The organism is Kribbella sp. NBC_01510, from assembly GCF_045040325.1.
Classification (GTDB): Bacteria; Actinomycetota; Actinomycetes; order Propionibacteriales; family Kribbellaceae; genus Kribbella.
The window spans coordinates 3,040,349-3,059,474 of the sequence record NZ_CP109418.1; the positions used below are offsets into that span (position 1 = coordinate 3,040,349).

Genomic DNA, 19,126 nt, shown 5'->3' on the forward strand with positions numbered 1-19,126 from the left:
CGATGGCAACCATCACGATGGCGCGCGAAACCTCCAGCGCGGTCAGCACAACCGACGTACGCCGGGCCCGCCGTAAGCAGAACCTCACCGGCTGGCTGTTCATCAGCCCGATCGTGGTCGGGGTGGTGGCGTTCCAGTTCTTCCCGATCTTGGTCTCGATCGGCGCCTCGCTGACCGACTGGAACGGCATCTCGGCGCCGAAGTTCGTCGGCCTGAAGAACTTCTCCGAGATGTTCAGCGACGATCCGTTGTTCCTGCAGACGTTCAAGAACACCGTCTACTTCACCCTGGCGACCATCCCGCTGACGATCGGTATCGGCCTGGTCCTGGCATTGCTGTGCGCCCGCCCGATCCGGGGCGTCGCGTTCTTCCGGACGGCCTACTTCGCGCCGTACGTGACGAACGTGGTGGCGATCGGGTTCGTCTGGTTCTGGTTCTTCCAGCCGGACAACGGCGTGATCAACGGATTGCTGAACCAGCTCGGGATCAACGGCCCGCAGTGGCTGTCGAGCTCGAGCTGGGCGATGCCCGCCGTGATCATGGTCAGCGTCTGGCAGGGCATCGGGTACCCGATGATCATCCTGCTCGCGGGCCTGCAGGGCCTGCCGAGCGAGTTCTTCGAGTCCGCGAAGATCGACGGCGCCGGAGCCTGGCAGCGGCTGCGGTTCATCACGCTGCCACTGCTGACGCCGCATTTCCTGTTCCTGCTGATCACGCAGTTCATCTCGTCGTTCCAGGTCTTCGGCCTGATCTACGTGATGACCAAGGGCGGGCCCGGCCACGCCACCAGCGTCTACATCTACAACATCTATCAGAACGCGTTCAGCTACGGGAAGATCGGCTACGCCTCGGCGATGGCGTGGATCCTGTTCGCGGTGATCGCGGCCGTCACCTTCCTGCAGTGGAAGCTGCAGAAGAGGTGGGTGTTCTACTCATGAGAATCGTCGGAAAGACTTCGCAGTACGTCGTGATGGCGCTGTTCGCGGTGGCGTTCCTGGCGCCGCTGGTGTGGATGATCAGCGCGTCACTGCGGCCCGAGGCGAAGGTGCTGTCGGTGCCGCCGAAGTTCCTGCCCACGGACACGCAGTGGGACAACTACCGGCAGGTGTTCGACCTGATCCCGATGTTCCTCTGGAACAGCGTGAAACTCGCCGGGCTGAACGTGATCGGCATCCTGATCGTCGCGTCGATGGCCGGGTACGCGTTCGCGCGGCTGCGGTTCGCCGGCCGGGACATCGCGTTCATGGTGCTGCTGGCCACCTCGATCATCCCGGGCATCGCGTACCTGATCCCGCAGTACATCGTCTTCCAGCACATCGGCTGGGTGGACACGCAGTACCCGCTGTGGGTGCCGAAGGTGCTCACGCCGGTGTTCGCGACCTTTCTCATGAGGCAGTCGTTCCTCACCATTCCGAACGAACTGGAGGACGCCGGCAAGATCGACGGCGCCTCCACGTTCGGCATCTACTGGCGGATCATGCTGCCGCAGACCAAACCGGCGCTGGCCGCGATCGGGGTCTTCACGTTCCTCGAGTCGTGGAACGACCTGTTCGGTCCGCTGATCTACATCACATCCGAGAACCTGCAGACGCTCCCGGTGGCGCTGGCCCAGTTCCAGGGCGAGTACTTCACCCAGATCAGTCTGCTGATGTGCGGTGCGACGATCTCCGTCGTACCGGTGATCGCCGTCTTCCTCTTTGCACAGCGCTATTTCATCCAAGGCATCACGATGACAGGAATGAAGGGGTGAGCACCGTGCCGGACCGGCTCGTTGCCATGCAGATCGGAGCGGTTTCGTTCGTCGACGAAGGCGTCGACCAGACACTCGACATCCTGGCCGACCGCGGCGCGGTGAACGCGCTCTTCCTGGCCACGCCGACCTGGACCCGGGGGACCGGCGGCCGGCAGATCCCCGGGCACCCGATCCCCGACCACGGCGGATCCGAGTACGACCTCGGCTGGGTCGGCGGCAACTACGCGACGCCGCACCCGCAGTACTACGGCAACACCGCACTCGGCGCGGTCGGCCGGGCGCCGGAACACCCGGAGCTGGACCTGCTGGCCGAGGTCGTGCCGAAGGCCCGTGAGCGCGGCATCCAGTCGTTCGCCTGGATGGAGGAGAGCGGCGGTGCCCGCGAGCTGCGGACCTACCCGAACTTCGCCAAGGTGCTCGAGGTGGACGCGTGGGGGCGGCCCGGCCGCCGGCCGTGCTTCAACAACCCGGACTACCGCAACTGGCACCTCGGGTTCGTCGAGGACTACGTGCAGAGCTACGAACTCGACGGACTGGCGTGGTGCTCGGAGCGGCCCGGTCCGTTGAACATGCTGATGCAGGGCACGGTCGACGTGTCGGAGATCGGCTGCTTCTGCCCGCACTGCCGGCAGATCGCCCGCGAGCGCGGGATCGACGTCGACCGCGCGATGCGTGGCTACCGTGAGCTGGTCGAGTGGAACCAGCGTGTCGGCGCCGGTGAGCGCCCGGTCGACGGTGCGTTCGTCACGTTCTGGCGGATCCTGCTGAACCACCCCGAGGTGCTGGCCTGGCAGACCCTGTGGACCGAGAGCCAGCGGCAGCTGTACCGCGACATCTACGGTGTGGCCAAGGCGATCTCGCCCGAGGTGCAGGTCGGCTGGCACGTCTACCACAACATCTCGTTCAGCCCGTTCTACCGGGCTGACCAGGACTACACCGAGATGGCGAAGTTCTCCGACTTCATCAAGGTGGTCATCTACAACAACTGCGCCGGGCCACGGTTCTTCACCTGGGTCAAGAGCATCTGTGGCGCGCTGTTCGGCGATGCGGAGCCCGACGACGTCTACCCGTTGATGATGAAGCTGCTGCAGCTCGACGAAGGCGCGTACGAGAAGCTGCCGCAGAACGGCTTCAGCTCCGACTACGTCCGCCGCGAGACCGCGCGGGCGGTCGCCGGGGTCGGCGGGCAGAGCAAGATCTACCCGGGCATCGACATCGACATCCCGGTCGGTGTGGCCAAGCAGCGCGGACTCGAGAAGCCCCGCGACGTCGGGACGAAGATCAACTGGGACGACAACGAGGGTGAGTTGACCCAGTGCACGCGTGAGTCGGTGCGGGACGCCACGCTGGCCGCGTTCGAGGGTGGCGCGGAGGGCGTCGTACTGAGTCGCAAGTACTCCGAGATGCTGCTGGAGAACGTCTCCGGCGCGGGCGACGCGATCCGGAGCCTGAAGTGAAACCTTGGTACCAGAGAACTCTGCGCTGGGCACAGACCAATCTGACCGAGAAGGACCCGGCCCGGTACGACGCCGATTGGTGGCGCGACCACTGGCGTCGTACCAAGGTGCAAGGGGTGATCGTCAACGCCGGCGGGATCGTCGCCTACTACCCCAGCAAGTTCGAGCTCCAGCACCGGGCTGAGTTCCTCGGCGATCGCGATCTGTACGGCGAGATCGCCGCGCTGGCCAAGGAGGACGACCTGACCGTGCTGGCCCGGATGGACTCCAACCGGGCCCACCAGCCCCTGTACGACGCGCATCCGGACTGGTTCGCGATCGATGCCGAGGGCAACCCGTACCGGGCCGGGAAGATGTACGTCGCCTGTGTCACCGGGCCGTACTACCGGGACTTCCTGACCGGGATCCTCGAGGAGATCATCGAGCGCAGCGCGCCGGACGGGCTCACCGACAACAGCTGGAGCGGTCTCGGCCGGGACCAGATCTGCTACTGCCCGAACTGCCGGGACAGCTTCGGCCAGGAGCTCCCGTCACGCGTCGACTGGGCGGATCCGGTGTACCGGCAATGGATCCGCTGGAGTTACGACCAGCGGCTCGCCGTGTGGGACCTGAACAACGAGGTGACCCGGCGCGCGGGCGGTCCGGACTGTCTGTGGATCGGCATGAACGGCGGCGACGTCGTTGCCCAGAGCAAGCGACTTCGGGACGACGTGGAGATCTGCAAACGTGCGTCGATCTTCATGCTCGACTCGCAGTGGCGGCACGAGGAGTCCGGCTTCCAGGCGAACGCGGACACCGGCAAGCGGCTGCACGGCCTGCTCGGCTGGGACACGCTGATCCCGGAGAGCACGGCGATGTACGACGCCGGCGTGCCGACCTTCCGGCTCGGGAGCAAGCCCGAGCCGGAGGCGCGGATGTGGGCGCTCGAGGGGTTCGCCGGCGGCATCCAGCCGTGGTGGCATCACATCGGGTCCGTGCACGAGGACCGGCGGCAGTACGCGACGGCCGAGCCGCTGTTCGAGTGGCATGCGCAGCACGAGGACTACCTGATCAACCGCAAGCCGGTCGCCACGGTCGGGCTGCTGTGGAGTCAGCGCAGTGTGGACTTCCACGGCAAGGACGATCCGGAGACGACGAGTCTGCTGCCCTATCGCGGGTGGGTGGACGCGCTGATCCGGGCCCGGATCCCGTATCTGCCGATCCACGAGATCGACCGGCGGCTGGCGGTGATCATTGTCCCGAACTTGGGTGTCCTCACCGATGCACAGTCCGAGGCGTTGACGGCGTACGTCGAAGCCGGCGGGCAGCTCGTGGTCACCGGGGAGTCAGGCCTGTACGACGAGTGGGGTGATCGGCGGGACGAGTCGGCGCTCGCCGGGCTGCTCGGAGTGCGTCACCAGGGCAAGCGGCTGGAGGCGGGGCAGGTCGACTGGGAGACGTACGGCGCGCACAGCTATCTGCGGATCGAGGATCGGGGGATCGCAGACGGTTTCGGGGACACGGACCTGCTGCCGTTCGGTGGGCAGCTGGAGGTGGTCGAGGCTTCGGGTGCCGCGATGACCTATGTGCCGCCGTTCCCGATCTATCCGCCGGAGCTGTCGTGGATGGCCGAGCCGCGGACCGACGTACCCGTGGTGGTGCTCGGCGAGCGGACGGCGTACCTGGCGGCCGACCTGGACCGGCTGTACGCGCAGTATCACCACCCCGACCACGGACGGCTGCTGGCGAACCTCGTCCGCCGGGCAGCCGACGGCGACATCCCGTTGCAGGTGGACGGGGCCGGCGTACTCGATTGTCAGGTCTATCGGCACGGCGACGCGGTGGTGCTCCACCTCGTCAACCTCGACCAGGGCGGTGCGTGGCGCGGGCGGTTGGAGGAGTTCACGCCCTCCGGCCCATTCACCGTCAGGCTCAAGGCGGGCGGCCGGCGGGCGCGGTTCCTCGTCGCAGGCGGGGAGGCGGAGGTGAACGAGCGGGACGGCTGGATTACGGTCGAGGTGGCGCGAATCGCCGATCACGAGGTCGTGGTTGTGGAGTGAGAGGGAGTGAGTTCGTGGCAGTCGAGGTCACCGGGGCACGGCGCGAGCGGTACGACGAGATCCTGACCGAGCGGGCGCTCGGGCTGATCGAGCGGCTGCACCGCGAGTACGACGGACGGCGGCGCGAGCTGCTCGAGCGTCGCCGGGAGCGGGTCGCGGAGATCGCGGCCGGCGCGTCGCTGGGGTTCCTGCCGGAGACCAAGGACGTGCGGGACGACCCGGACTGGCGGGTCGCTCCCGCGGCGCCGGGGCTGGTCGACCGGCGGGTGGAGATCACCGGGCCGACCGATCGGAAGATGACGATCAATGCGCTGAACTCCGGCGCGAAGGTGTGGCTGGCCGACCAGGAGGACGCGAACACGCCCACCTGGGACAACGTGGTCGGCGGCCAGCTCAACCTGCTCGACGCGATCACCCGGCGGATCGACTTCAGCACCGACGCCAAGAGCTACGCGCTGAAGCCGGACGACGAGCTGGCGACCATCGTCGTCCGGCCGCGCGGGTGGCACCTGCCGGAGAAGCACGTCACGGTCGACGGCTCACCGGTGAGCGGATCGTTGGTGGACTTCGCGCTGTACTTCAGCGCCTGCGCCCAGCTGCAGCTCGACCGCGGCCAGGGGCCGTACTTCTACCTGCCGAAGATGGAGTCGCACTTGGAGGCGCGGCTCTGGAACGACGTGTTCGTGACGGCGCAGGAGTTGGCCGGCATCCCGCGCGGGACGATCCGGGCGACGGTGCTGATCGAGACCTACCCGGCCGCGTTCGAGATGGAGGAGATCCTCTACGAGCTGCGCGAGCACTCGGCCGGGCTGAACGCGGGGCGCTGGGACTACATGTTCAGCGTGATCAAGACGCACCGGACCCGGGGCACCGACTTCCAGCTGCCTGACCGCAACAGCGTCACGATGACGGTGCCGTTCATGCGCGCGTACACCGAGCTGCTGGTCCGGACGTGTCACAAGCGGGGCGCGCACGCGATCGGCGGGATGGCGGCGTTCATCCCGAGCAAGGACCCGGCGGTGAACGAGCAGGCGTTCGCGAAGGTCGAGGCGGACAAGACGCGCGAGGCCGGTGACGGCTTCGACGGCTCGTGGGTCGCGCACCCCGGAATGGTCGAGACCTGCCGGACGGTGTTCGACTCGGTCCTCGGCGATCGGCCCAACCAGGTCGACAAGCTCCGCGAGGACGTTGCGGTGACCGCCGAGCAACTGCTCGACATCGCCTCCACGCCCGGCCAGGTCACCGAGGCCGGGCTGCGCAACAACGTCAGCGTCGCCATCCAGTACCTGGCGGCCTGGCTGGAGGGCACTGGTGCGGTCGGCATCTTCAACCTGATGGAAGACGCCGCGACCGCCGAGATCTCCCGCTCGCAGATCTGGCAGTGGCGACAGAACGGCGTGGTCCTGGACACCGGCGAGACCGTCACGACCGAACTGGTCGAGCGGATCGCCGACGAGGAGATCACCAAACTCGACCAGTACCTGCGCTACCAGTCCGCCCGCGCCCTCTTCCTCGAGGTGGCGCTCGCGGACGAGTACGTCGACTTCCTGACCCTGCCCGCCTACGAACGCTTCGACTGAGGCGGGTCGACGTTCACGGTCGGGATGCCGCCCCCGGCCCGGGCGATGATGGCCAGCGACGGTGCACCGGAAGGATTGCTCTCCCGGTGCACCGTGAAGGCCGGTACATGCACGAAGTCCCCGGCCACTGCGTCGAGGTACTCGTCACTCCCCTCGAACTCCAGCCGCAGTACGCCGGACACGATGTAGAGACTGCTCTCGTTCTTGTCGTGGTGATGCCACCCAGAGATCGCGCCGGGCTCGGTGGTCACCTGCCCCGACCACAGGATCGGCAACTCGAACGCCCGCATCCGCAACATCCCGGATGTCGGATCGGCGGCCACCAGGTTGCCGGCCTTGATCACCCGAACAGGCTCACTCATGCCAGTAGTCTGCCTCCGCCCGAAGGGCTCCCGCCAGCGGGTGGGCCGGTGCGGATGCGGGCGCGGGCATCGGGGACGGTGAGGGCCTGGGTGAGAAGCCAGGTGACGCCGGAGCGTTCGTACTGCGGGATGGTGGCGGGGGTGGGTTCGGTCGCGTCTGCGTTGCCGATGAGGACGACGTCGTACGGCGCATCGGAGGTCCGGGCAACGCGGAGATCCTCGGCGATCTCCGCATAGGTTTCGGGCGGGATCACCACCGTCGGCCACTGCTCGCTGGCTGGCGCGAACCCGTCCCAGCGGGCGGCTCGACGGCGGGGTGGGCGGAAGGAGCCGCCGGCGCCGATCCAGATCGGGATTCTGGGGTGCTGCAGCGGCGTGGGTTGGAGGGAGACGCCGCGGCAGGTGTAGTGCTCGCCTTCGAAGTCGACCCGTTCGCCGGTCCACAGGCGGTTCACCAGTTCGAGGAACTCGTCGACCATCGCCGCCCTGGTCCGCAGATCCACGTCCATCCCGAACGCGGTGAACTGGTCATCCGGGTGACCGAGACCGACTCCGAGCACCAGGCGGCCCGCGGACAGCCGATCCAGCGTCACCGCCTGTCGCGCAAACGCCTCCGGCCGCAGTCGCGCCACCGCCGTGACCAGAGTCCCGAAGCGGATCCGCTCCGTCGCCCAGCCCACAGCCGTCAGCGCCACCATTGCGTCGGCCACGTCGTCGGACTCACCGAGCGCCGCTCGGACCGCGTCCGTGTGCGGATGCAGTGGCAGCAGTTCGTCCCAGATGAAGAATCCGTCCCACCCGGCCGCTTCAGCCGACCGCGCCAGCTCCACGAGCACACCCACGTCAGCGAAAGCACCCTGGTTCGGCAAGTAGATCCCGTGCCGCATAGGCCCTCCTCCCGCGGCCGACGCCGTCGAATGCAGCCTTGCGGCCCGCCGGGCGCACTGTCAACGACGCAGTCGCGCGCCTAGGCTACGAAGATGGCGAGCGTTGTGTTGCGGGTCCGGCTGACGAGCGGTGACCACCTCGATGTCACCTATGAGGAGTCCGCTGCGGCCGATGATGACGAAGTTGTCGAGCACGCTGTCGCCGCCCTCGCGAGCGATGGCGGCATGCTTCGGTGCAGACATGGCGACCGGCTTCTCGTCCTGTACGCGCGCGGAGTCGCCGCCGTGGAGATCGCGCCACGAGGCGCGGTCCTGTAACCGCGGTGATTGCGGCCGGATGCCCTGGCGTCGGCTCGCCAGGGCATCCGGATCCGTTCAGCGCTTGGTGGGGTAGGCCGCGTCGACTTCGACCTCGACCAGCCAGCCGTTCACCGGCAGGTTCTCGATCTCCAGGGCGAAGCGTGACGGCCTGACCTTGTTGACCACGAACGGTTTGGCGGGTGGAGCCGTACCGAGGGGGACGGGGACGTACTGACCGGTGGTGAGGTCGGTGTTGGCGAAGTACTGGCGGTAGGCGCGGTTCCAGCCGGCGAAGTCGGCGGTGGCCGCGCCGGACGGGTTCTGCAGGAAGACGCGCATCGTGTAGACGTCGGCGTAGGACAGGCCCGCGGCTTGCAGGTTCTCGCCGATGCGGCGGAGGACGTTGATGCCTTGGGCCTCGGTGATGGTGACGCCCGCGGGGAGCGTGCCGCCGGGGAACACGACGGTGTCGACGTACGACGCTTCCGAGCCGGCCGGAGCGCCCGTGTTGAGTGCCGTCGGGCCGATCCCGCTGGTCTTGTAGACGGGGGTGTTGGCGCCGATGCCGACACCGCTGGCAATCATCGGGTTGGACTGACCGGCCGGCAGAGCCGGTACGACGGTGCCGGGCTTCGGCGGCTTGGGTTTGTCCCACCATCCGGCGGCCGTCGTCGCGCCGCCACCGAAGGACAGGGCGACGACGGCGATACCGGCGAGCACCGCGCGTTTCCTCATCGGCTTGTCACCCGGGTGTGCAGTGCGGTCACGGTTGCGCGGGCGGACACGATCGCGCCGTGCTGCCAGGCGATGGTGTGGGACAGGTGGTCGCCGGCGAAGTAGATGTTGCCGGTGGCATCGAGCAGCCGGGCGTAGATCCCGTCGGTCTGGGACGGCCAGCTGACCCAGGACGCCTCGGAGTACTTGGTGCCGAGCCAGTTCACCGAGAACGCCGCCTTGACGTCCTTGGTGTACACGTCTCCGTGCATCTTGGCGCCCTGCATCAGGGCTCGTTCGAGCCGGGCCGCCGGCGTCAGAGCGCCGTACGCGTTGGCGTTCGAGCCGGTGTTGTAGTAGCCGATGACAGTGCCGCGTTGGCCGTGGAAGCCGGTCGACGGGTACCAGGTGTTGACCGTGTCGAGAGAGCTGTTGGTGATACCGCCGTAGATCTTGTGGTCCTCCTCCCACCAGCGCCGGCCGTACTCGATACCGATCTTGCCCGCATTCGTCGGACGCGCATACTTCAGCGCCTCGATGATCGGCGCCGGCAGGTTCGACGGGACCTTGGCGGCCAGGTGCGGCGGCAGCGTGCAGATGGCGTAGTCCGCGGTGACCGTCCGGGTCCGCGTCCCGGTCGTGTACGTGACCTCGACGCCGGCGCCGGTGTTGCGCAGCCCGGTCACCTCGGCGCCATAGCTGATCTTCTCCCGGCCGATCGCCTTCTCGAAGGCGTACGGGATCCGGTCCATCCCGCCGACCGGCTGGAACATCATCATCGCCTGGTCCCAGCCGAACTCGAACGAGAAATAGTTGCCGACCCCACTCGCGAAGACATCGCTCAGCGGGTACGGCGCGGCCGTCGTCCCGCCCTCCAGCCCGGCTCCCGGTTCGACGACGTAGCCACGACGGCCGTCGGTGCCGCTGTAGGCGAAGCCGGCCGCCTTGTTCCCGATCGAGCCGAAGCTACTGAGGAACCCGATCAGCGCGTCCTTGTCGGCCTGCGTCAGCAGACTGTCGAGCGCGCCCTGGTCGGTGGCTGTGGCAAGCAGTTCGGCGACATAGCCATAGACGTCCGCCTTGGCGGTACGGTGCCGGATCGCCTTGCTGGACAGGGCTGTGGTGCCCTCGCGGTAGAGATACGCGTCGGCGTTCTGGTTGACGAACGGTTCGATCGCGACGCCGAGTTCACGGCAGTACTCCAGCGTCAGGTGGTGCTGTGGAAGACGGCCCGGGCCTGCGTTCATGTACTGGCCGGACGAGAACGTCGCCCGCTGGGTGTTGCCGGCCAGGTCGGTCTCCACGGTGCCGCCGCGGACCGTCCAGTTGCGGCCGCCGGGCCGATTGCGGGCTTCCAGCAGCGTGACCTTGTAGCCGGCCTTGAGCAGTTCGTACGCCGAGGTCAGACCGGAGATCCCGGCACCGAGGACGACGACGTGCTTGCTGTCGCGGCCGTGCAGGTCAGCCCGCGACGGAGCGGCGTACGCGGGAGTCTCGGCGGCACTCGTGAGACCGAGCGCCGACATCGTGGAGTACAGGACACCGGCTCCGCCGGTGATACCGACCTGTTGCAGGAACTGACGTCTGGTCTGCGCCATGCCTTCTCCTCACTGGGCAACGGGGTAGCTGACCAGAAAGGTAAGGACCTGGTGTTTTCGGAGTGTGTCCGGGCGGTGACGACCTGAGACCGGTACTGACAGGTATGTTTCGGCTTAACGAACCTGTTGGAACTGTGCCCGCAGGGCCTTGACGACGGGCGCGATTTCCGCGTAAACACCAGGAAATCCGGGCTCCGCGCAGCCCTTGCCCCAGGACACGACGCCGAGCAGGCGGCCGTTGAGGACCAGGGGTCCGCCGGAGTCGCCCTGGCAGGAGTCGGCGGTGCCGTCGAGGTAGCCGGCGCAGATGTTCGAGGCGGCGGCGTACCCGTGGGCGACGTACTCCTTGTTGGCCAGGCAGGTGCTGTCGCCGAGGTCGGGGACGGCCAGCTTCTGCAGGGTGTCGTCCGGCCCGGTGCCGGCCGTGTCGCCCCAGCCGTAGACCGTCGGTACGGCGCCGTGCCGGTCGGCCCTCGGATTCGTCTCCAACCGGATCAAGGGAACACCGGTGAAGGGGCGCGACAGCGTGAGTACGGCGAAGTCGTTGCGGTTGTTCTTCGTGTTGTACCCGGGATGGATCCACACCTTGCTGATCCCGGACACCTGCCCGGTGCTGTCATCGCTGAGATCGGCCCGCCCTTGGACAGCGACGTACGTCGACAGCGGCTTGATCATGCAGTGCGCGGCGGTGACGAGCTTGTCCGGCCGCACGAGCACCGCACCACACCACCGCCCGGTCGCCCCGGCGGCCGCCGTGTTCGCGAGCGACACCGCCCACGGCGCCTCGCTCACACTTGCCAGCGTCCCCCCGACGACGAACGGCTTGTCCGTCGACGCGGCCACCGACCCCGCCGTGACAAGCAGAAGAGCACTGGCAAGAACTGCGGCCCGTTTCAGCATGCGCCGAACCTACTCCACGTGACGATCCGGATGCGTCAGGTGACCTCGATCAGACGTGCAAAGTGGTCACCCCGGCCACGCATGCCGGGGTGACCACGTCTCAGGGAGTTATGCCCGGATACTGCGCAAGAACTTCCTTGCTGCGGAAGCGATCGCCGCGCTTTCTCCGGCGGTCTAGGGAAAACCTTCGGTGCTCGCCGGGGCTTGCAGACTTCCGTAGCGTTCCATTCTTTGCCAGCGCAGCCGGGTCCCGGCCAGTGCGGTGAAGACGGACTGGATGACCACCAGGTACATCAGTTGCCGGTAGACGAACTGCTGTAGCGGGAGGGTCCACAACGGCCCCGCCCGCTCGCCGTCCAGGCGGAACGCATACAGGCCCATGCCCATTTGCACGACGAGGAAGCCGAGCCAGACCAGCAGCACCCGGACAGGGTCGAGGAACACCAGGCCATAGAGCGAGAACACGTCGACCACCGGTGCGAGCAGCGGCAGGAGTACCTGGAAGAGCAGCAGGTAGGTCAGTCCGCGCCGGCCGAACTTCCCGGCCTGGCCCCGCTGCACCCACGCGCCGCGGTGCTTCCACATCGCCTGGATCGTGCCGTAGCACCAGCGATACCGCTGCCGCCACAGCGCATCCAGTGACGCCGGCGCCTCCGTCCACGCCACCGCGCGCTCCTCGTAGACCACGCGCCACCCGTCCCGGCACAACGCCATCGTCAGGTCGGTGTCCTCCGCGAGCGTCACGTCGCTCAGTCCACCGATCCGCTCCAGCGCCGTACGACGGAACCCGCCGACCGCACCGGGCACCGTGGGCATGCACTCGGCCAGGTCGAACAGCCGCCGGTCCAGGTTGAACCCGATCACGTACTCGATGTGCTGCCAGCGACCGAGCAGCCCGCCACGGTTGCCCACCTTGGCGTTGCCGGACACCGCACCGACGGCCGGATGTCCGAACGGCTGGATGAGCATCCGCACGGCGTCCGGCTCGAACACCGTGTCTCCGTCGACCATGACGATCAGGTCGAACCGGGCCGCCCGCATGCCGGTGTTGAGTGCGATCGGCTTGCCGGCGTTGGCCTGCCGGATGACCCGGACTCCGGGGATCCGCAGCGACTCGACGAGATCCGCCGTACCGTCGGTCGAACCGTCGTCGACCACGATCACCTCGAGCGGATGGTCCGACGCCACCAGCGATCTGATCGCGGCCTCGATCCCCGCGCTCTCGTTGTACGCGGGGACGATCACACTGACCGGTTCGGTCACCGGCGGACCGTACAACCAGTCCCGCATCCGGGCATGACGCCGCGCCGCGATCAGCGTGGTGATCGCCCGCAACACGGCCAGCGCACCAGCGGCGTACAGCAGCCAGGTGAGGAGCTTCAGGACGAAGTCGCTCAACCACATCGCCCAGATCACCGCGAGTCCGCGGCCGCGGTCCAGCAGCCCGGCCTTCCGCGTCGGGTCCGGCAGGCCGACGGCGTCGCTGACGGTCGCGAAGCGGAACCCGCGCGCCTTGAGCCTCGGAACGAGTTTCGACAGCGCCTCGACGGTCTCGCTGCGGTCACCACCGGCGTCGTGCATCAGCAGCACCTGTCCGGCACTGCTCCGCGGCATCGAGTTGGCGATGATCTGCGTCGTACCCGGTTTACGCCAGTCCTCGCTGTCCTGAGTGGTCAGCACGGTCAGATAACCGGCCTTGCGGGTGGCCTCGATGCTCTCCCAGTCGCGGTCGGTCAGCTCAGCTGGCTCGGACGAGTACGGCGGCCGGAGTAGCGTCGTGGTGACTCCGGTGGCACCGGCCAGGATCGACTGGCTCTGTCGCAGCTCCATGTCCCGGCGCCAGCCTGCCACAGTGGTCAGATTCGCGTGCGTGAAGGTGTGCACGGCGATTTGGTGGCCCTCAGCAACAATTCGCCGGGCCAGTGCCGGGTGGGCAGCGATCTCGGTGCCGACAACGAAGAACGTCGCATGCACTTTCTGGGCTTTCAGCAGGTCGAGGATCTTGGGTGTCCAGACGGGATCCGGTCCGTCGTCGAAGGTGAGCGCGATGGTGCGGGGCTTCGGTGACGCCGACCTCGGCTGTCCCTCCCCGGCGTCGATGACCGGCCCGCCCTTGACGATCGTCGGTGGCGCTCCGCCGACCTTGCCTGGTGACCTGACCGCACCGTCGGGCTCCGCGCCGTACATGTGATGCGTGTAGCCGTTGAGGAGCAGCATGGTCGCGAGGCAGACGAGCAGCATCGTCAGAACGAACCAGTGCGACCGCAACGGGACCTGTTTGGCACGGCGTGCTGCCGGCCTACTCACGGCTTGCCGGGCGTCTTCGTCTGACCAGGAGGCGTCGTCGGCTTGTTGCCGTTCTGCCCGGTTGTCGGCGTCGGTGTCAGGGTCGGCACCGTCGTCGGCGCACCGGGTGGCACGGTGGGTGAACCTGTGGTGTGAGTGGTCGGCACAACAGGCGGTGTCACAGGTACGACGCCCGGAGTCGAGGGGACGGCGCCTGGGGTCGTCGGGACGACGGTTGCGGTGGCGGTGGGCGTGGTCCCAGGCGTGTTGCTCGGCTCGTTCGCTCCGACCGGGGTCGGAGATGATTCGATCGTTTGAATGGCGGCGGGTGGTGGCGTAGTCTGCGGCCGATGCTTGGGCTTCGTGGCCGCTTCGGGTAGCGGAACCAGCGGTGTGTCCAGGCGAGGCCCGCCCAGCAGGCTGCTGCTCATCAGGATGAGATAGCCGACGATGGGTACAGCGAGGAAGGCTCCTGCGCGGCGGAGAAGGCGACGACGTTGCCCGGTCGAATCCAGGAACACTGGACGCCGGACGGAGGGCGATTTCACAAGGCCGAGATCTTACCGATTACCCGCGGGTCACGGCAGTCCTTGACGGAAGTACTCCGGAGCCCTTTACGCAACACCGCCTGAGCGTAGTTGCGGTGCGACGCACCGGGATGAATTCTCGCGCAAACCACCCCACCATGCCGCGACCGGGGGTCGGGGTGGCTACTGTCATCAGGTGCAGAAATGGCCTGGCCGCCCTTATCCCCTTGGAGCCACGTATGACGGCTCCGGGACGAACTTCGCGGTGTTCTCGGAGGTAGCTGAGCGAGTAGATCTGGCCCTGATCGGCGACGACGGGACCGAACAGTTGGTGCAGCTGACCGAGGTGGACGGATTCGTCTGGCACGCGTACCTGCCGGCGGTGCAGCCGGGGCAGCGGTACGGGTTCCGGGTGCACGGACCGTACAACCCGGCCGAGGGGCACCGGTGCAACCCGTCCAAGCTGCTGCTGGATCCTTACGCGAAAGCGATCGATGGGCAGATCGACGGTGACGAGTCACTTTTCAGCTACCGGTTCGCCAAGCCCGACGAGCTGAACACGATGGACAACCGTGAGCACACCATGCTCTCGGTCGTCACCAACCCGTTCTTCGACTGGGGCAACGACCGCCCGCCGGGGCACGACTACCACGAGACGGTGATCTACGAGGCGCACGTCAAGGGCCTGACCAAGACCCACCCGGCGCTGCCGGAGGAGATCCGTGGCACGTACGCCGGGATCGGCCACCCGGCGATCATCGACCACCTCAAGGAGCTCGGGGTCACCGCGATCGAGCTGATGCCGGTGCACCAGTTCGCTCAGGACGGGCATCTGCAGGAGCGGGGCCTGTCCAACTACTGGGGTTACAACACGATCGGTTTCTTCGCCCCGCACAACGCCTACTCCTCGCTGGGCGGCCTCGGCCAGCAGGTGACCGAGTTCAAGACGATGGTGCAGGCGCTGCACGAGGCCGACATCGAGGTCATCCTCGACGTCGTCTACAACCACACCGCCGAGGGCAACGAGCTGGGCCCGACGCTGTCGTTCAAGGGCATCGACAACGCGGCGTACTACCGGCTGGTGGACTCGGCCAAGTCGCACTACTACGACACCACCGGCACCGGGAACAGCCTGCTGATGCGGCACCCGCACGTGCTGCAGCTGATCATGGACTCGCTGCGCTACTGGGTCACCGAGATGCACGTCGACGGATTCCGGTTCGACCTCGCGTCGACGCTGGCGCGCCAGTTCCATGAAGTGGACCGCCTGTCGGCGTTCTTCGACCTGGTCCAGCAGGACCCGGTGGTGAGCCAGGTCAAGCTGATCGCCGAGCCATGGGACGTCGGCGACGGCGGCTATCAGGTGGGCAACTTCCCACCGCTGTGGACCGAGTGGAACGGCAAGTATCGCGACACCGTCCGCGACTTCTGGCGCGGCGAAAAGTACACGTTGGCCGAGTTCGGCTCGCGGCTGACCGGCTCGTCGGACCTGTACCGCGACGACAGCCGCCGCCCGTTGGCGAGCATCAACTTCGTCACTGCGCACGACGGCTTCACGCTGCGCGACCTCGTCTCGTACAACGAGAAGCACAACGAGGCCAACGGCGAGGGCGGCAACGACGGCGAGAGTCACAATCGCTCGTGGAACTGCGGCGCCGAGGGCGAGACCGACGATGCCGCCGTGCTCGCGTTGCGGGCCAAGCAGCAGCGCAACTTCCTGGCCACGTTGCTGATCTCGCAGGGCGTTCCGATGCTCGCCCACGGCGATGAGCAGGGCCGGACCCAGTCGGGCAACAACAACGTCTACTGCCAGGACAACGAGCTCGCCTGGGTGAACTGGGATCTCACCGAGGAGCAGCAGGACCTGCTGGAGTTCACCGGCGAGCTGGTCCGGTTACGCAACGAGCACCCGGTGTTCCGGCGCCGCCGGTTCTTCCACGGCGACACGGGCGTCGACGGGCTGGGCGACCTGGTCTGGTTCACTCCCGACGGTCAGGAGATGCAGAACGGCGACTGGAGCCGCGACGACGCCCGTGCGGTGGCCGTCTTCCTCAACGGCGACGCCATCTCCGAGCCGGACCTGCGCGGTGAGCCGGTGGTGGACGATTCGTTCCTGATCCTGCTGAACAGCAACTACGAGTCGCAGGACTTCCTGCTGCCCGTGAAGGAGTACGGCGAGGCGTGGTCCGTGGTGGTGGACACCATCAGGCCGACCGGTCGTGCCGAGGAACGCGAGCACACCGCGGGCAGCACCATCCGGATCGAGGCCCACGGCATGCTGGTCCTGACCCGGCCGCGGCGGGCCGCTGGATGACGGCGATCCCGCAGGCCACTTACAGGCTGCAACTGCGCGCCGAGTTCGGGTTCGACGACGCCGCCACGGTCGTCCCGTACCTGTCCGGCCTCGGGATCTCGCACGCCTACCTGTCCCCGATCCTCCAGGCCGCGCCCGGCTCCACGCACGGGTACGACGTGGTGGACCACAGTCGCCTGTCCGAGCCGGCCGGTGGTCGCCCCGCGTTCGACCGGCTGGCCGCACGGCTGGCCGATCATCGCATGGGGGCGGTCGCGGACGTCGTACCCAATCATGTGGCTGTACCGACACCGGCTCGGCTCAACAAGGCGCTCTGGTCGGTGCTGCGGGACGGGCCGGGGTCGCCGTACGCTGAGTGGTTCGATGTCGACTGGGGTTCGGGGAACCAGCCGCTGCTGATGGCGGTGCTGGGCCAGCGCATCGGCAGGGTGCTGGCGGATGGCGAGCTGTCGGTCGATGGCGACGTACTGCGGTACTACGAGCACGAGTACCCGCTCCGGCCAGGGACTGAGAACCTGCCGATCGCGGAGCTGGTGACCGAGCAGTGGTACCGCCTCGCGCACTGGCGGGTCGCGGACGAGGAGCTGAACTACCGGCGCTTCTTCGACGTCGACACCCTCGCTGCGGTTCGCGTGGAGACACAGGAGGTCTTCGACGCGACGCACGAGCTGCTGCTGGCACTGCTGCACGAGGGCAAGCTCAACGGCTTCCGCATCGACCATCCGGACGGTCTGGCCGACCCGCGCGGCTACCTCCGTCGGCTGGCCGAGCGCACCGGCGGTGCGTGGGTCGTGGTCGAGAAGATCCTCGAAGGTACCGAAGAACTTCCCCACGACTGGCCCTGCGCCGGCACCACCGGGTACGACGCTCTGCTCCGGGTTGGCGGCCTCTTCGTCGACCCGGCCGGTGCCGCACCGCTTGCGGCCTTGCACTCCGAACTCACCGGCGCACCTGCCGACTTCGGCCCGGTCGTGGAGGAGGCGAAGCGAGAGGTCGTCAAGCACGGGCAGTACGCCGAAGTGCATCGGCTGGTGGAGTTGCTCGCCCGCATCTGTCAGGACGACGTACGACTGCGCGATCACACGCGCCGTGCGTTCCACGAGGTGGTCGTCGAGCTGCTCGTCCACTTCGACGTCTACCGGGCGTACGTCGTACCAGGGGAACAGCCGGCGCCGACCGCGATCGACGCTCTGGAGCGCGCGGCCGGGAAAGCCCGGCAGAACCTGGACGACGACCGCCAGGAGACGCTGGACGTCGTACTGCAGCTGCTGCTCGGCAAGGAGACCGGGACGGCGAGCCGGATCGACGAGCACGCGCGGCACGAGCTGATCGTTCGGTTCCAGCAGACGTGTGGGCCAGTGATGGCCAAGGGGGTCGAGGACACCGCGTTCTACCGGTGGTTCCGGCTCACGTCGCTGAACGAGGTCGGTGGGGATCCAGAGCACTTCGGCGTGACACCGGAGGAGTTCCACGCGTTCGCGGCCCGGCTGAACCAGCACTGGCCGAAGACGATGACCACGCTGTCCACTCATGACACCAAGCGATCCGAGGATGTGCGTGCGCGCCTCGGTGTGCTGTCCGAGCAGCCCGCTGCGTGGTCCGAGGCGGTCCGCGAGTGGTGGCGGTTGTCGGAGGACCACCGGAGCCCGGTGCTGGACGGGAGCACGGAGTACCTGTTCTGGCAGACCCTCTTCGGCACCTGGGACGACGGACCGCTGCCTGAGGACCGGCTGCAGGCGTATCTGCTCAAGGCGATCCGCGAAGCCAAGCGCCACACCACCTGGACCTCCCCGGACGAGGAGTACGAACAGGCCGTCGCCGCCTTCGCGAGTGCCGTCCTCACCGACGCCGCGGTGCTGGAGTCGGTACGGCGCTTTGCCGCACGGCAGACCGAGTTCGTCCGGGCGGCCACGCTCGGCCAGAAGCTCGTGCAGCTCACGATGCCCGGCGTACCGGATGTCTATCAGGGCACGGAACTGGTCGACCTGTCCCTCGTGGACCCGGACAACCGGCGGCCCGTGGACTACCAGCACCGGATCGACCGGTTGCGGCGCCTGGACGACGGTGCCAAGCCGGACGACCTGTCCGACGAGAAGCTGCTCGTCACCTCGCGAGCGCTCCGCCTTCGCCGGCAGTACCCGGAGGCCTTCGCCGGCAGCTACACCCCGCTCCCGACATCCAACGGTCACGCGGTCGCCTTCGCTCGTGGCGACGCGGTCATCACGGTGGCGACCCGGCTGCCCGCGGCACTGCATCGGCTCGGCGGTTGGGGCGACAGCACGGTGGTGCTGCCGAGTGGCCAGTGGAAGAACGTGTTGACCGGCCACGAGGTGGGTAGTGGAGCAGCCCGGATCCACGAGCTGCTGGAGAACCTCCCGGTGGCCCTACTAGGGCGTGTCTGGAGCTGAT

The 19,126-nt window shown here is 67.5% G+C and carries 14 protein-coding genes; 8 read left to right on the forward strand and 6 right to left on the reverse strand.

Translation table 11 applies throughout. The annotated features are described in order from the left end of the window. The first annotated feature begins 2 nt into the window (after positions 1-2). From OG558_RS15100 to aceB, 5 genes are read left to right on the forward strand one after another with little or no spacing between them, the layout of a single operon-like run. Entirely contained in the window at positions 3-938 is a 936-nt protein-coding gene (locus OG558_RS15100) for a carbohydrate ABC transporter permease (RefSeq protein ID WP_405070830.1), read from the forward strand. Beyond that, positions 935-1,750, forward strand: a complete 816-nt coding sequence (locus OG558_RS15105; RefSeq protein ID WP_329483856.1) for a carbohydrate ABC transporter permease — start codon at positions 935-937, stop codon at positions 1,748-1,750. The genes OG558_RS15100 and OG558_RS15105 overlap by 4 nt, the downstream gene beginning before the upstream one ends. Then, positions 1,747-3,210, forward strand: coding sequence for a hypothetical protein (locus tag OG558_RS15110; protein WP_405070831.1), 1,464 nt, complete (start codon positions 1,747-1,749; stop codon positions 3,208-3,210). Before OG558_RS15105 ends, OG558_RS15110 begins: the two co-directional genes overlap by 4 nt. Then, a complete protein-coding gene (locus OG558_RS15115) occupies positions 3,207-5,249 on the forward strand; it encodes a beta-galactosidase trimerization domain-containing protein (RefSeq protein WP_405070832.1) in 2,043 nt (680 codons plus the stop codon). The genes OG558_RS15110 and OG558_RS15115 overlap by 4 nt, the downstream gene beginning before the upstream one ends. A gap of 14 nt (positions 5,250-5,263) precedes the next feature. Then, the gene (gene aceB / locus OG558_RS15120) at positions 5,264-6,829 is read left to right on the forward strand and encodes a malate synthase A (protein ID WP_405070833.1); all 1,566 of its coding nucleotides are present in this window, start codon (positions 5,264-5,266) and stop codon (positions 6,827-6,829) included. Here aceB and OG558_RS15125 read toward each other — a convergent pair. Both OG558_RS15125 and OG558_RS15130 read right to left on the reverse strand, forming a co-directional pair. Further along, a complete protein-coding gene (locus OG558_RS15125) occupies positions 6,811-7,191 on the reverse strand; it encodes a cupin domain-containing protein (protein WP_328525560.1) in 381 nt (126 codons plus the stop codon). The two genes, aceB and OG558_RS15125, sit on opposite strands and share 19 nt — an antisense overlap. Beyond that, positions 7,188-8,078 carry an LLM class flavin-dependent oxidoreductase gene (locus OG558_RS15130; RefSeq protein WP_405070834.1) on the reverse strand — a complete coding sequence of 297 codons (891 nt, stop codon included), beginning with the start codon at positions 8,076-8,078 and terminating at the stop codon, positions 7,188-7,190. The genes OG558_RS15125 and OG558_RS15130 overlap by 4 nt, the downstream gene beginning before the upstream one ends. Before the next feature lie 93 nt (positions 8,079-8,171). Between OG558_RS15130 and OG558_RS15135 the strand changes: the two genes are divergently transcribed. Continuing rightward, a complete protein-coding gene (locus OG558_RS15135) occupies positions 8,172-8,396 on the forward strand; it encodes a hypothetical protein (RefSeq protein WP_329483861.1) in 225 nt (74 codons plus the stop codon). Between the two features lie 57 nt (positions 8,397-8,453). On the opposite strand, the gene OG558_RS15140 is transcribed toward OG558_RS15135, so the two are convergent. From OG558_RS15140 to OG558_RS15155, 4 genes are all read right to left on the reverse strand, one after another. After that, positions 8,454-9,113: a Rid family hydrolase gene (locus tag OG558_RS15140; RefSeq protein WP_405070835.1), complete on the reverse strand. Its 660-nt coding sequence runs from the start codon at positions 9,111-9,113 to the stop codon at positions 8,454-8,456. Beyond that, positions 9,110-10,690 carry a flavin monoamine oxidase family protein gene (locus OG558_RS15145; RefSeq protein ID WP_405070836.1) on the reverse strand — a complete coding sequence of 527 codons (1,581 nt, stop codon included), beginning with the start codon at positions 10,688-10,690 and terminating at the stop codon, positions 9,110-9,112. Before OG558_RS15145 ends, OG558_RS15140 begins: the two co-directional genes overlap by 4 nt. Before the next feature lie 114 nt (positions 10,691-10,804). Beyond that, the gene (locus OG558_RS15150; RefSeq protein WP_405070837.1) at positions 10,805-11,590 is read right to left on the reverse strand and encodes a S1 family peptidase; all 786 of its coding nucleotides are present in this window, start codon (positions 11,588-11,590) and stop codon (positions 10,805-10,807) included. A 174-nt stretch (positions 11,591-11,764) separates the two neighbouring features. Next, complete coding sequence (locus tag OG558_RS15155) at positions 11,765-13,831, reverse strand: bifunctional polysaccharide deacetylase/glycosyltransferase family 2 protein (protein WP_405070838.1); 2,067 nt, start codon at positions 13,829-13,831, stop codon at positions 11,765-11,767. A 768-nt stretch (positions 13,832-14,599) separates the two neighbouring features. Between OG558_RS15155 and glgX the strand changes: the two genes are divergently transcribed. After that, positions 14,600-16,717, forward strand: coding sequence for a glycogen debranching protein GlgX (glgX, locus tag OG558_RS15160; RefSeq protein ID WP_329483867.1), 2,118 nt, complete (start codon positions 14,600-14,602; stop codon positions 16,715-16,717). Continuing rightward, positions 16,714-19,125, forward strand: coding sequence for a malto-oligosyltrehalose synthase (treY, locus tag OG558_RS15165; protein WP_405070839.1), 2,412 nt, complete (start codon positions 16,714-16,716; stop codon positions 19,123-19,125). The genes glgX and treY overlap by 4 nt, the downstream gene beginning before the upstream one ends. Position 19,126 lies beyond the last annotated feature (1 nt).